General features: G+C 63.7%; 13 protein-coding genes. 8 read left to right on the plus strand and 5 right to left on the minus strand.

The features are described 5' to 3' along the window. Positions 1 to 149 precede the first annotated feature (149 nt). Together QH290_RS18700 and QH290_RS18705 are read left to right on the plus strand one after the other, a co-directional pair. Complete coding sequence (locus QH290_RS18700; RefSeq protein ID WP_280384227.1) at positions 150 to 812, plus strand: hypothetical protein; 663 nt, start codon at positions 150 to 152, stop codon at positions 810 to 812. After that, the gene (locus QH290_RS18705) at positions 809 to 1,978 is read left to right on the plus strand and encodes an XRE family transcriptional regulator (protein ID WP_280384228.1); all 1,170 of its coding nucleotides are present in this window, start codon (positions 809 to 811) and stop codon (positions 1,976 to 1,978) included. Before QH290_RS18700 ends, QH290_RS18705 begins: the two co-directional genes overlap by 4 nt. A gap of 63 nt (positions 1,979 to 2,041) precedes the next feature. Here the strand turns inward: QH290_RS18705 and QH290_RS18710 are convergent, their stop codons facing one another. The 4 genes from QH290_RS18710 to QH290_RS18725 all read right to left on the minus strand — a co-directional run bounded on the left by QH290_RS18710 (position 2,042) and on the right by QH290_RS18725 (position 7,437). Beyond that, positions 2,042 to 3,277: a Shedu anti-phage system protein SduA domain-containing protein gene (locus QH290_RS18710; RefSeq protein WP_280384230.1), complete on the minus strand. Its 1,236-nt coding sequence runs from the start codon at positions 3,275 to 3,277 to the stop codon at positions 2,042 to 2,044. Positions 3,278 to 3,333: 56 nt separating this feature from the next. Continuing rightward, a complete protein-coding gene (locus tag QH290_RS18715; protein WP_280384232.1) occupies positions 3,334 to 4,524 on the minus strand; it encodes a DNA cytosine methyltransferase in 1,191 nt (396 codons plus the stop codon). Between the two features lie 1,200 nt (positions 4,525 to 5,724). Continuing rightward, positions 5,725 to 6,219: a MarR family winged helix-turn-helix transcriptional regulator gene (locus QH290_RS18720; RefSeq protein WP_280384234.1), complete on the minus strand. Its 495-nt coding sequence runs from the start codon at positions 6,217 to 6,219 to the stop codon at positions 5,725 to 5,727. Between the two features lie 42 nt (positions 6,220 to 6,261). Then, the gene (locus QH290_RS18725) at positions 6,262 to 7,437 is read right to left on the minus strand and encodes an alpha-hydroxy-acid oxidizing protein (protein WP_280384236.1); all 1,176 of its coding nucleotides are present in this window, start codon (positions 7,435 to 7,437) and stop codon (positions 6,262 to 6,264) included. Between the two features lie 73 nt (positions 7,438 to 7,510). On the opposite strand from QH290_RS18725, the gene QH290_RS18730 reads away from it, so the two are divergent. Together QH290_RS18730 and QH290_RS18735 are read left to right on the plus strand one after the other, a co-directional pair. Next, positions 7,511 to 7,675: a hypothetical protein gene (locus QH290_RS18730; protein WP_280384238.1), complete on the plus strand. Its 165-nt coding sequence runs from the start codon at positions 7,511 to 7,513 to the stop codon at positions 7,673 to 7,675. A gap of 29 nt (positions 7,676 to 7,704) precedes the next feature. Continuing rightward, complete coding sequence (locus tag QH290_RS18735) at positions 7,705 to 8,694, plus strand: NAD(P)H-quinone oxidoreductase (protein ID WP_280267476.1); 990 nt, start codon at positions 7,705 to 7,707, stop codon at positions 8,692 to 8,694. Between the two features lie 138 nt (positions 8,695 to 8,832). Here the strand turns inward: QH290_RS18735 and QH290_RS18740 are convergent, their stop codons facing one another. Beyond that, positions 8,833 to 10,035 carry a cysteine desulfurase-like protein gene (locus tag QH290_RS18740; RefSeq protein WP_280267477.1) on the minus strand — a complete coding sequence of 401 codons (1,203 nt, stop codon included), beginning with the start codon at positions 10,033 to 10,035 and terminating at the stop codon, positions 8,833 to 8,835. Positions 10,036 to 10,292: 257 nt separating this feature from the next. Between QH290_RS18740 and QH290_RS18745 the strand changes: the two genes are divergently transcribed. The 4 genes from QH290_RS18745 (at position 10,293) to glfT1 (ending at position 13,622) form a co-directional block, all read left to right on the plus strand. After that, positions 10,293 to 10,880, plus strand: coding sequence for a bacterial proteasome activator family protein (locus QH290_RS18745; RefSeq protein ID WP_280267478.1), 588 nt, complete (start codon positions 10,293 to 10,295; stop codon positions 10,878 to 10,880). A 163-nt stretch (positions 10,881 to 11,043) separates the two neighbouring features. Beyond that, complete coding sequence (gene wzm / locus QH290_RS18750; protein ID WP_280267499.1) at positions 11,044 to 11,868, plus strand: galactan export ABC transporter permease subunit Wzm/RfbD; 825 nt, start codon at positions 11,044 to 11,046, stop codon at positions 11,866 to 11,868. 9 nt (positions 11,869 to 11,877) lie between these two features. Then, entirely contained in the window at positions 11,878 to 12,699 is an 822-nt protein-coding gene (gene wzt / locus QH290_RS18755; protein ID WP_068022747.1) for a galactan export ABC transporter ATP-binding subunit Wzt/RfbE, read from the plus strand. Beyond that, a complete protein-coding gene (gene glfT1 / locus QH290_RS18760) occupies positions 12,696 to 13,622 on the plus strand; it encodes a galactofuranosyltransferase GlfT1 (RefSeq protein ID WP_280267479.1) in 927 nt (308 codons plus the stop codon). The genes wzt and glfT1 overlap by 4 nt, the downstream gene beginning before the upstream one ends. Positions 13,623 to 13,860: the final 238 nt, after the last annotated feature.

Raw genomic sequence — 13,860 nt, forward strand, 5'->3', positions numbered from 1 at the left:
GGCGGCGGCGCCTGCGCCCCCCCCCCCCCCCCCCCCCCCCCCCCCCCCCCCCCCCCCCCCCCCCCCCTACCCACTACTGCACATGTCCACTTTCTTAACCTCCTTTGAGGTAACATTTCTGGACATCGATCTTCGGAGAGGCGAATCCCGTGGCTGTCCTGCATCAAACGCTGCTGTCCCAGCCGGTTCCAGACCCCTTGACGCGATTCGACTTGTCGGAGGAGGAGATCTATCAGCGAGTCATCTACCCCGCAGTCATTGCCGCCGAGGGCGTAAGCCCCCTCGCTCCCCCCGGCGCCCGAGGTCGTCGGATGTATGACGAGGGAGTCACCGGACTACGCCAGGTTCTGCTGCCAAAGACAGGATGGGAGATGCCACAGGATGACGGCGTCGCCCGCACCGCGAATGACCAAAAGCGGCTGGCAATCGTGTTCGCACGCGGGAACGTGTTCACCGGCATGGTTAACGGACAACGAGATCTGACGACGGAGTGGGACAAGGGCCCCCGAGCGTTCGCGAACGCAGACCGCTACGTCGAAGCTGGATTTGAGGCCCTTGACGACAGCTTCCCAGCCGCCCCGGCCGTGATTGGTAAGTGGAACCTGTGGTACCTCCTATATCGGCAGGTCGAGGAGGAACTTCGCCTTGAGCTCAGCCGACCGGGCTTCTTGGATGCAAGTGGGTATCCACGCATGTGGATCGAACGGATCATCCTTGAGCCGTTCAGCCTGAAGACCGATATCGTGATCGACGAGGACGACGAGGACGACGGAGGTACAGGAGCAGTGGAAGTACCGGTCAAGAAGCGATGACCACTAGCGACGCACAGTTTGTACCACCACGGCTCACCTTCGCTCGTCGACGCCAGGGCATGACACGCACCCAGCTAGCTCGCGAACTCAGCCTTACCGAGCGAACCATACGTCGTTGGGAAGCCGGCGAGGAGGAACCTGGACCGGACCGTAAAATCCAACTTGCCGAAGCGCTGCGGGTCTTGCCTGAATATTTCGGGCTCGATGAACTTGATACAGTTCCGACCGGGGCGGTCAGCTTCCGCGCTCTCACCAAACTTAGTGCTCGTGAGCGCGATCGCGCAATCAGCGCTGGAGAACAGGGCATCTCCATCTTCCGCTGGATAGAGAAAAGGTTCTCGCTACCAGAAAATAGCGTACCCACTTTGGTCGGCTGGGACCCCGAGCTAGCAGCTGACACTGTCCGGACACGATGGCAATTAGGTACGGGTCCGATCCGGAATCTATTACCAGTCCTAGAGTTGCACGGAATCCGGATCCTGAGCATGGCACCCGACTTTAGAGACGTAGATGCATTTAGCTTCTACCATTGTGGCACTCCGTACATGTTTCTGGATACCAGCAAGACAGCCGAGCGCTTGCGTTTCGATGCCGCTCATGAGCTCGGACATTTGTGTCTACATGGGGAGTACGGCATTCCTCACGGCAAGGAAGCGGAAGCCGAGGCAAACCGTTTTGCGAGTGCGTTCCTAATGCCGCAAGACAGCATATATGCGGCCAGGCTGCGTGGTGCTACCGTAGATCAAATTATCCGCGCTAAATCTCGATGGAAGGTTGCCGCAATGGCTCTCACACATCGACTGCATGCGCTTGAATTACTAACAGACTGGACGTACCGCTCAGCCTGCGTCGAATTGAGCAAGAGAGGCTTTCGAACCTCGGAGCCAGGTTCGACACTTGTTCATGAACGATCACAAGTTATTGGAAAAGTGGTCGGCGCTCTCCGCACAGAAGGAATGTCGATACGGAAGATTGCCTACGAGTTCGGACTGCCCGTCGAAGCGCTTACGGTTTACATGTTTGGACTTACAATGACACCGCACAAGGGTGCCGGACAACCTGCCGCGAGCAGCACCCGCCCCAACTTGGTCGTCCTACCTTCTCACCAAGAGGGCCTCTCGGAGAGGACGTCAAAAGTGGTCACAACTGTGTGGCGAGGGCCATAGCTGAGCACAATGCAACCGATGTTAGATATAGAAACAGGGGGCTAGTCTTAAGGAGATTACGGGTCAAGGTTGTGCGATACGAACTTCTGCGTCCGAATCATCAGTAGCCTCGAATCGGAGCGCTCGATCAGCAGCATCAAGGATGTCGGAATATGTCAACACCTCAATCCTCGACAGGTGTGAATTGTAAGTGCGCAAAGTCTGATCGATCTGACGGGGAGTTATTTCAGCATCCTGAAGGTGCTGCGGATGACCAATAACGACTGTGGCTTTGGTGCGCCGCAGATCGATCGTAAAGCCAAACTCATTGAGCCAGTTTGTTTCCATGCCCAGACCCTGCTCATCAAGACTACGCAGGTAATTCACTGTCTGGCTGACAGCTTCGTGCACCTCATTGCCGACTATAAAATGATTCCTATGACGGCGTATCAGCTTCGGTATGCACGGCCCTTTCAGCTCCACTATGTGTAGTGAACTATCGGAACATACGAGAGGAATGTCATGCTGATCCAGCTTGACCAGATCTTTTCTCGGCGCCACCCCAATATACCTGCCACCGAATATCCAATAATTACCGCCGATTTCGGAGTGAATTTCCGTTTCGGTAGCCCTCGAAGTCTCTACCAGAATTTTGAGGCGCGAAATAAGCCGTCGCCGCTGTTCAAGAATGGCAGACTCCGCAACATGCAATCCCGACTCTGTGGAAACTATCGCACTTATTACCGACGCAATATCGGAACGGCCCGCCAAAGCTCGACCAAATTCGTCCGGGCTGACACCCGCGCCAGTAATCTGGTCCAGAAGTCCATCTAGTCGCGACGATCGAATTCTGGCAGCACGCTTAGAATTTGACCCGTCGATATTCCTGACGGCAAATTCGTTCACTTTTGAACTGAGCACCAAAGCTCGTTCCATCGCATCAGAATCATTGTCGGGCACGAGACCCATCTCAAAATTCCAAAGTTCTACATCGTCAGTTATACTCTGCTTCAGAAGCAGAAGCAACCGACCATCCTTCTCAACAAAAGCGCACGCAGCACCTACCATATTGGGATCAGTGTTGCGGGCTAGAATAATGCCGACTAGAACTTCTGCTTTATCCACTCGGTCTGATTGCTCGAAACGCACGCTAATATTGCCTGATTTGCTCAGATTAGCTGCATATACGAGATCGGGCGCAACATTCAAGGCTCCTGCAACTACAGCTTCTAGAGGCATGTACTTCTTTGTGCTGGTCGAACTGTGCTTGACACCGTTCAACGCTGCTGAGATCCGAGCTATTTCATCTACATTTGCCATTTCGGTGTACTCTAATTTCTAACGCGTTCGCTTTGGATACACAAGAAATCCCAAAGCTACTCGGTTTGGCCGTTCTCCCACCAGTCAATATGCTGCTTCAGCGACAGCGCAAAGTCTTCCCTGTAGCGCAGTTTGCTCTTGACCAGGCGGCTGTAGAATCCCGCAGTAGCGCGCAGGCTTAAGGGTGCTAACTCGTCGTGTTCCACCACCTCCAGGATATGTTTGTAGGGGCGCCGTTCAGGCCAGAGACTGATCGGTACTTCCCAACGACCAGTTTCATCACCACACGCCGCGGTCGGCCACCGCATACCCTTCATCAGCAGGATCTGCGGTACTTCGAATTCGCCAGGAGCTATCAAACGTTTACCTAGCCATGAAGACACACCCACAGTCACAGCATTGCCGACAAGCTTCCATCTGACACCTGGGCGCGCAGATTTCTCGACTGAACTGGTCCAGCCACGCGGGAACCCCTGAAGCTGCTCGGCGTCAGTGATACGAGGTGTCACAATCGCTCGTCCAGGAGGAGAGTTTCTGATCCATATAGCTGGTGAGGAAGGTATGCCGAGACCTGATCCGCCCTTAAGGGTCGGCACTGCATCCTGAGCCCAACCCAATCCGGTATTTCCTTCGGTCCAGTAGAACCCAAACGCATCATCCCGATAGTGGTCTTCTAACGGCTTGCCTGCATCATCGGCAAACAGCACCTCACGCGGGTCCGCCTCTTGAGATGCAACGAATATGACCCTTTGGCGACGTTGCGGGATACCGGTGAATCGGGAATCAACCGTTCTATAGGCCCATCGGTAATTAAGTCGCTCAAATTCACTTACGAGGTACTCCATCGCTCGACCACCGTCGAGAACAAGCATGTTGCGAACGTTTTCAACAACTACCCAGCCCGGCGTGGTCTCCTCAAGGAGATCAAACATATGCTTGACGAGCCCTGAGGCTTTTCCGTGTATACCTGCAGTTCTGCCAGCTTGCGATAAGTCAGTGCAGGGAAATCCTGCAGTGACCACGTCGACGTCTGGTAGGCGTCCAAATTTTTGCTTCAACGTCCGGATATCGTCATGTAGCGGAACATCAGGAAACTGCTGCTGCAGCACAGCTTGTGCTGGTTCCCACCACTCACAAAGCAGCTCAGCTTCAAACCCAGCTGACTGCAACCCGAGCTCAAGACCGCCGATGCCTGCAAACAGGCCCGCAACAGTAGGTTTCTTGTTCGTGGTACCAGGCTTCGACACACAGAGATCATCCCACAAGTTCGAGGGCATCTATCTCATCTCGGTTAACTCATCCGTTGCACCCCAGCTACCGTGGTCTCAGGCGCTGGCTTCGAACGCCACACCCGCGACCTCTGCGGAGGATAAATGCCTCTGGTTCCACAGCCGGGCCAGCCCCGGCTGACCACTCAACGAAGGGCCTCCAGCCAGCGCGGCGGCACCTGCGAACCGGGTCTCTCTGACCGCTGCCGAACATGCATACCGTGCCACGAACCCGCGGAAACCATGGGTGAAGTACCAAGCAGCCGGACCAGCGCCGGCCCTGCTGCCCAGGCGGGCTGCCCCCGTCGTCGTATCGAGGCGATCAGGCGGCGAGCAGATCGGCATGCCGCCTCCACAGCCTCGCACGCTTCAGGGAAATGGCCGCAGGAGGCCACTGGGCCCGCAACCGGCCCGCAGCAGCCTCCGACGCAACCAATCTCACCAACGTAACCAGCAACCGAGTTGCCTGGTCGGCTCACGCACCCAACGCCACCCAAACCAGCACAAACCACCCAAATGCCACGCCAGACGACCTTGAAAACCGTCGTGGTTCACGCACCGTGGGTTCAAATCCCACACCCACCGCAGGTAGATGGTCACGATGGGTACACGCACGATGTCTATGTGGCCATGTCGTGGCAACCATGGATACGGCGTTGACCTTCGTCATCACCACTTGGATGCAGATTCCCGTCGACTTGGGGAACAAGCAGACGAATCAGCTAGGTCCGTCCTGCGAATTGTGTGATACGCGCGCGATTCGCGCGACAGATGCGGGGACACGCCACTCCGTACGACCCGCCCCGTTGAGCGGCCCTGCCCTGATTTCCGGGGCTGGACGGCGACAATGGACCAGGTCAGCGATGGTGCAGAGATCGGAGAATCATGCGTTCACGCCTGGGAGTCCTCGGTTCGGCCTTGATCGCGGCAGCGGGACTGATTGCGACCGCATCCAACACCGCCGCGCAGCCCGCGCAACCTAATGGCTTGATCGCATACTGCCACAACGCCACTGGGCAACTGTCGTACGACAAATTCGACGACAGCAGGTACCTCGTGCGCTACCACAAAGTCGACCAGTTCGCCGCAGACTGCAGGGCTAATGGAGGGACCCCCGACTTCATCTAGTCACTTTCGTGTTGTGCAGACCGCGAGCAGGAAGGTGGAGGTTCGAGGAGTTCACCGGTTCCCCCGGGCACTGATTTCCTTGTCCACCTGTTCGAAGACCTCGCCGATCACCGCGAGTTGCTCGGGGGTGAGGAGGTCTATGAAGTCGCGGCGGACGGCGTTGACGTGGCCGGGGGCGGCGGCGCGGAGGCGGCGCATGCCTTCCTCGGTGAGGTGGGCTCGGACGCCGCGGCCGTCCTCCTCGGCGCTGGTGCGGCGGACCATGCCCTGTTCCTCCATGCGCCGGACCTGGTGTGTGAGACGACTTCTCGACGACAGCACGCCGTCGGCCAGATCGCTCATCCGCAGCGAGTGGTCGGGGGCCTCGGAGAGCAGCACCAGGATCCGGTATTCGGCGAGGCTGAGGTCGCTGTCGCGCTGCAGCTGCCGGTTCAGTTCCGCGAGCAGGCGCTGGCCGCCGTCCATATAGGCGCGCCAGGCCCGCTGTTGAGCCGAGCTGAGCCACCTCGGCTCCGGTGCCGTGCGACCGCTCGGTTCGAAAGCCATGCGGACATTCTATTAGCCGCCGTCGAACCGAGGGTCGGCTGGTCAGCGCGCCGTCGACAGCATGGCTCGGTCGAGGTCGGCGATCTCGGCGCAGCCCGAAAGTCCCATCGACGCATCGAGATCCGCCAGCAGCAGCCGCAGCGCGTGCCGCACCCCGTCCGCTCCGGCGATCCCCAGGCCGTAGGCCCACGGCCGCCCGTACAGCACGGCCTTGGCGCCCAGCGACAGCGCCACCATCACGTCCGATCCGGTGCGGATCCCGGAGTCGAACAGGACGTCGGCGCGGTCGCCGACGGTGGCGACGACCGCCGTCAGGGCGTCCAGCGCGGCAATGGAACCGTCGACCTGGCGGCCGCCGTGATTGCTGACCACCACCGCGTCCGCACCCGCGTCGACCAGCTGACGGGCGTCGTCGGGATGCAGTACGCCCTTCACCGCGATCGGCAGCTCGGTCCATTCCCGCAGCCGGGCGATGTCGGCGGGGCGCAGGGTGTGATTGCCGAACACACCGCTCCAGGTCAGCACCGCCAACTGCATCGCCTCCTCGCTCTCCTCCGGCGGGGTGGGCAGCTTGGCGCGAAAGACGGGGTCGGACAGGTAGTTTGCGATGCCCTTGGCGCGCAGGAACGGTAGATGCGCCAGCTCGAGGTCGCGGGGCCGCCAGCCCAGGCTCGGGGTGTCGACGGTGACAACGATCGCCTGCGCACCCGATTTCGCGGCGCGGTCGACCAGCGAGCGGGCCAGGTCGTCGTCGCCGGGCCAGTACAGCTGATACCACCACGCACCGGCCGCCGCGCCCACCTCCTCCATCGGGGTGGACGCCGCCGTGGACAGCACCGTGCCGATGCCCAGCTCGCGGGTCACCTCGGCGACCACCACCTCGCCGCGCTCGTGCAGCAGCTCCAGCACGCCGACCGGGGCGGTCAGCACCGGCGCGGACAGCCGGGTGCCCAGCACCTCCACCGACAGGTCGCGCACACCCGGCCCGCTGGCACCGCGCCACATCCGCGGGATCAGCCGGTACCGGTCGAACGCCGCCTCGTTCGCCGCCGCGGTCCGCTCGCCCGACGCGCTGCCCGCCACGTAGGCGAACGCCTCCGGGTCCAGCACCTCCCGCGCGCGCTGCGCCAAACCGGCTGCGGTCATCGGTAACTCGGGTTGCACACCGGCGAGCCCGGCCAGATAGATCTCGTTCTGGAAGTCGGCGAAGCTGCTCATGCCAGGAACGCTAGAGGAATCGCCCCGGCCCGGATCGGGTATTCGGCGGGGTGATGCGGAAAGGGGGTGTGACATGACCGAAGACGACGCGCTGCGCGAGCTGCGCCGCCGGGGCGAGGCGGCCGGAATCCGGGGCACGGCGGAGATGACCGCCGACGAGCTGCACGAGGCGCTGGGCAAGATGGCCAAGGGCGTCGACGCCGACACCGCCGAGCAGGAGGCCAGGGGCCTGCGGTAGCCGATCTCCCGCGTCGTAAGGTCGCGGGTATGTATGCGGTGACGCTCGAGGAATTCGGTGAGCCCGAGGTGATGCGCTGGGCGGAGGTGCCGGACCTGCCGGAACCCGGGCCCGGCGAGGTATCCATCGATGTCGTGGCGGCAGGGGTCAATCGCGCGGATCTTTTGCAGCGCAAGGGCTTCTACCCACCTCCGCCCGGCGCCAGCGAGACCCTCGGGCTCGAATGCTCGGGCGTGGTCGCGGCGGTCGGCGAGGGCGTGCGTGACTACCGGCCCGGCGACCGCGTGTGCGCGCTGCTGTCCGGCGGCGGCTATGCCGAGCGGGTCGTGGTACCCGCGGTCCAGGTGCTGCCGGTTCCGGAGGGTCTGGATCTCGCCGCCGCGGCGGCCCTGCCCGAGGTCGCGGCGACCGTCTGGTCGAACCTGGTCATGCGGGCCGGGCTGCACTCCGGGCAGCTGCTGTTGATCCACGGCGGCGGCAGCGGGATCGGGACGCACGCGATCCAGGTGGCGGTGAGCCGCGGCGCGCGGGTCGCGGTCACCGCGGGCTCGCAGCTCAAGCTCGACCGCTGTAAGGAATTGGGCGCGAGCATTCTGATCAACTATCGCGACGAGGATTTCGTCGCCGCGGTGGGCGAATTCGGCGGCGCCGACATCATTCTCGACAATATGGGCGCGGCCTATCTGCCGCGCAATGTCGATGCGCTCGCCGAGGACGGCCAGCTGTGCATCATCGGCATGCAGGGCGGGGTGCAGGGCGAGCTGAATGTGGCGAGCCTGCTGGGTAAGCGCGGCACCATCCACGCCACCAACCTGCGCCGCCGCCCGGCCACCGGACGCTCCAGCAAGGCCGAGATCATCGCCGAGGTGCGCCGCCACCTGTGGCCGCAGATCGCCGACGGCGCCGTGGTTCCGATCGTGCACGCCGAACTCCCCGTCACCGAGGCCGCCGAGGCCCACCGCCTACTCGACTCCCCCGAAACCGTCGGCAAGGTCGTGCTTCGCATCCGCGAAGCCTGAGCGCGGCCGCCATACCGCGCGCCGAATATCGCCGCACCCCCTGCATGTTCACGCACCGCCTACAAGGCCACGCAACTGGTGCGGGAACACGCAAGGGGTGCGACGCGCGGTGCGCCTCGGCGACAGTGGGCCGGGCCGCTAGTCCAGGGCGGCGAGGGCGCGGCCGAGCTGGTCGATCTCGAACGTCGTTGTGTACGGGGCCAATCCGATGGTGACCGCGCCGCCCTCGTCGTTGACGCCCAGGGCGTCGAGCAGGCGGCTGCCGCCGTGCACGCCGCTGAGCGTGCCGACGTGATGGTCGGCCAGCTTCGCGGAGACCTTCTCGGCCTGCATGCCCTCGATGGTGAAGCTCACCGTCGGGATGCGGGTGGAGGCGCGGCCGATGACGGTCAGGTTCGGGATGCGGTCCAGCACCTCCATCAGATGCTCGAACAGCTGGTCGTGGTAGTCCTGCAGCGAGGTGATCGACATCTCCAGCCGCTCCCGGCGAGTACCCGTCGCCTGCTCGTCCAGCCCGGCCAGGTAGTCGATCGAGGTGGTGAGTCCGGCCAGCAGCGCGTACTGGTGATGGCCGACCTCCAGCCGCTCGGCGCCCTTGGCGTAGGGATTCAGCGACATCGACGGAATCCGGTCCAGGAACGCCGGATCCCGGAACACCAGCGCACCGATCTGCGGGCCGCCCCAGGCGGGCGCGGACAGCGCCACCACATCGGCGTTGAGTTCGTCGATGTCGATCAGCGCGTACGGCGCGGCACCGAAGCAGTCGGCCACCAGCAGACCGCCGACCTGATGCACCCGGTCCGCGGCAACCCGCACGGCCGGTGCGGAACCGACGATCGGCGACGCGGCCGTCAAGGCGACCAGACGCGCGGTGGGCCCGATCAGCTCCTCGAACTGCCACGCCGGCATCTCGCAGGTCTCGATCTCCACCTCGGCCCAACGCACATGGGCCCCATAGCGGTTGGCGATGCGCAGCCACGGCGCGACGTTGGCCTCGTCGTCCAGGCGCGACAGCACGATCCCGGTGCCCAGCCCGAGCCGGGAACTGAGCGACTCGGCCAGCCAGGCCAGCAGCACGGCGCGATCCGGACCGAGGACGACGCCCGCCGGGTCGCCGCCGACCAGATCCGCCACCGCCTCGCGGGCGGCATCCAGGATGGCCCCGCTGCGCCTGGTGGCGCTGTACCGATTGCCGTGGGTGAATGCGGAAGTGCGGAAACCTGTTGACACGGCGCGCGATACCGAATCCGGGACCAGCATGCCGGCCTGCGGGTCGAGATGGATCCAGCCGTCGCCCAGGGACGGTATCAACCCCCGAACCCTCGCGACGTCGTAAGTCATGCAGGCCACTCTAAGGGCAGCAGGCGAGTAGATGTAACCGTGTCGACGGCTCCCGCCGGGCAGTAACCAGGCACGCCGCGACGACGCGGGTAACCAGCTGGCAGATCACGCGACATGGCAACCGACTTTCAGCACACCGAACCACAGCCGAGGCGGACACGACCGAAACAGAATACTGACCGGTCACGAACCGGCATACCCACAGTGCGTACCCACCCGCTTAGCACATCGCGCGCGGACAAGACATGATGGAGATCATGACGCACTCGGACGGAGCACCGGAATCCATCGTGGTGATCGGCCCCGAAGGACGGCCGATGGTCATACCGGCGGGCAGCCAGGGTGACGCGCCACTCGCCGGTCAGGTGGTCGGGGAAGGCGAGGCCGACGCGGAGCAGGATCCCGACAGCAAGGAATCGCTGGCCGACATGGTCGAACAGCCCGCGAAGGTGATGCGCATCGGCACCATGATCAAACAGCTCCTGGAGGAGGTGCGGGCGGCGCCCCTCGACGACGCCAGCCGCAACCGTCTCAAGGAGATCCACCAGACCTCCGTGCGCGAGCTGGAGCAGGGACTCTCGCCGGAGCTGCGCGACGAGCTGGAGCGGCTGGCGCTGCCGTTCGGCGAGGATTCGGTCCCGTCCGACGCCGAGTTGCGCGTCGCCCAGGCCCAGCTGGTGGGCTGGCTGGAGGGGCTGTTCCACGGCATCCAGACCGCGCTGTTCGCCCAGCAGATGGCCGCGCGCCAGCAGCTCGAGCAAATGCGGCACGCGCTGCCGCCGGGGATGCACGCCCCGGGCGGGCAGGGCGGCTCGGCCACGGGCGGCAGCGGGCAGTATCTCTGAACATCCGCGAGGTCGACGTCTGCGAACCGGCCGCCCCGGCGGTTTACGGACCGCACGCAGCGCGGCCCGACGGGCACCGCTACAGTCGGTCACTGTGCCCGCAGCAGCCCCAGCCGAGTCGGCGACCGCCGAACAGAGCCCGGCCGAAGCCCCGGTACCGCTGATGCCCGATTCCCAGTCGTTCGGACGTGCGTTCAAGGACCTGCGCGACGGCTTCGCGCAGCGTGAACTGTGGCTGTCGCTGGGCTGGCAGGACATCAAACAGCGCTACCGCCGGTCGGTGCTCGGCCCGTTCTGGATCACCATCGCCACCGCCGTGCAGGCGACGGCGATGGGCATCCTCTACGCGGCGATCCTCGGCCAGGACCTGTGGACCTACCTGCCGTATGTAACGGTCGGCCTGATCATCTGGGGCGTCATCAACGCCAGCATCCTCGAGGGCTCGGATGTGTTCATCGCCAACGAGGGGCTGATCAAACAGCTGCCGTCGGCGCTGAGCGTGCACGTCTATCGCCTGGTGTGGCGGCAGTTCCTGTTCTTCGCGCACAACGCGATCATCTATGTGGTCCTGCTGGTGGGCATGGGCGTCTGGAAAAATCTGCAGTGGACCGCGCTGCTCGCGATTCCGGGCATGGTGCTGCTGTTCCTGAACGCGATGTGGGTGTCGATCGCATTCGGCATCTTCAGCACTCGCTACCGCGATATCGCGCCGATCCTGAGCAGCATGACGCTGATGCTGTTCGTGCTCACGCCGGTCATGTGGACGACCAAGTCGCTGCACGATCAGGGCGGCGCGGTCAGCGAGCGGGCGCGGCTGGTCGAGCTGGTGCCGACCTATCACTATCTGGAGATCGTGCGCGCGCCGCTGCTGGGCGATCCGATCCACGTGCGGAGCTGGTACGTGGTGCTCGCGATCACGGTGCTCGGCTGGGGCGTGGCGCTGATGGCCTGGAAGAGGTTCCGTTCCCGCGTGCCGTACTGGGTGTAAAGGGCAGTTATGACCGAGCACGTAAGCATCGAAACCCATGACGCCTGGGTGGAATTTCCGATCTTCGACGCCAAGTCGCGATCGCTGAAGAAGGCGGTCCTGGGCAAGGCGGGCGGCGCGATCGGGCGCAATCAATCCGATGTGGTGGTCGTCGAGGCGCTGCGCGAGATCACCATGTCGTTCAAGGAGGGCGACCGGGTCGGCCTGGTCGGTCACAACGGCGCCGGGAAATCGACGCTGCTGCGCCTGCTGGCGGGGATCTACGAACCCACGCGAGGCAGCGCGCGCGTGCGCGGGCGGGTGGCGCCGGTCTTCGATCTCGGCGTCGGCATGGATCCGGAGATCTCCGGCTACGAGAACATCATCATCCGCGGGCTGTTCCTCGGGCAGACGCGCAAGCAGATGATGGCCAAGGTGGACGAAATCGCCGAATTCACCGAGCTCGGTGAATATCTGAACATGCCGCTGCGCACCTATTCGACCGGTATGCGCGTGCGGCTGGCGATGGGTGTGGTGACATCGATCGACCCCGAGATCCTGCTGTTGGACGAGGGAATCGGCGCCGTGGATGCCGATTTCATGAAGAAGGCGCGAAATCGCCTGCGCGATCTCGTCGCTCGCTCCGGAATCCTGGTATTTTGCAGCCATTCCAACGAATTCCTGGCGCAGCTGTGCGACACCGCGATCTGGATCGACCACGGCCGGATGCGGATGCGCGGCGACATCGAGGAAGTGGTGCGGGCCTACGAGGGGCCCGAGGCCGGTGACCATGTCGCCCAAATTCTGCGCGAGCTGGAACGAGAACGGGAACTGGAGCGGAATCCCACATGAGTGATCAGCCGGCGTCGTCCGAACCGATGGGGGACGGCAGCCGCATCGTCGCGGTCGTCGTCACCCATAAACGCCGGGAACTGCTGGCCGAATCGCTGAAGGTGCTGTGCGCGCAGACGCGTCCGATCGACCACCTGATCGTGGTCGACAACGCGAACGAGCCCGAGGTCGGTGAGCTGGTGCGGCAGCAGCCGGTCGAGCACACCTATCTCGGTTCGGAGCACAACCTGGGCGGCGCGGGCGGCTTCGCGCTGGGCATCCTGCACGCGCTGTCGCTGGGAGCGGACTGGGTGTGGCTGGCCGACGACGACGGCCGCCCCGAGGGTCCGGAGGTGCTCGAGACGCTCGTGGATTGCGCTCGGCGGCACGGCCTTTCGGAGGTCTCCCCGGTGGTGGCCGATATCGACGACCCCGACCGGCTGGCCTTCCCGCTGCGCCGCGGGGTGGTGTGGCGGCGGCTGCGCTCCGAACTCGGCGACGAGGACTTCCTGCCCGGGATCGCGTCGCTGTTCAACGGTGCGCTGGTATCCGCCGCGGCCGTCGACGTGATCGGCGTGCCGGATCTGCGGCTGTTCGTGCGCGGCGACGAGGTCGAGATCCATCGCCGGCTGGTGCGTTCCGGGCTGCCGTTCGGCACCTGTCTGCAGGCGGCGTACCTGCACCCCAACGGATCCGCCGAGTTCAAGCCGATCCTGGGCGGGCGCATGCACACCCAGTACCCGGACGATCCGGTCAAGCGCTACTTCACCTACCGCAACCGTGGCTACCTGATGGCACAGCCCGGAATGCGTAAGCTGCTGCCGCAGGAATGGGCCCGGTTCTCCTGGTTCTTCCTTGTGCAGCAACGAGATCCGGCCGGTCTGCGAGAATGGCTGCGACTGCGGCGCCTGGGGCGGCGCGAGCAGTTCCGCAAACCCGGTTAGAACAGCGCTTTTTCGAATATGGAGGTATGGGTGTGAGTAACCCCCACGGCGGGCCACCACCCAACGGACAACCCTGGCAGCACAACGGGCTACCGCCGCACCCCGCGGCTCCCCAGCCACCCACCGGAGCCGACGCCCACGCCGCGCCGCAACCACACAGCGCATCGGCCCCGCGCATCCCCCAGCCCCCCGACGCATCACAAACGAACGGCACCCCCGCCCCGGAAACAATCGCCTT

The sequence above is a fragment of the Nocardia wallacei genome (genome assembly GCF_029869545.1).
Classification (GTDB): Bacteria; Actinomycetota; Actinomycetes; order Mycobacteriales; family Mycobacteriaceae; genus Nocardia; species Nocardia wallacei_A.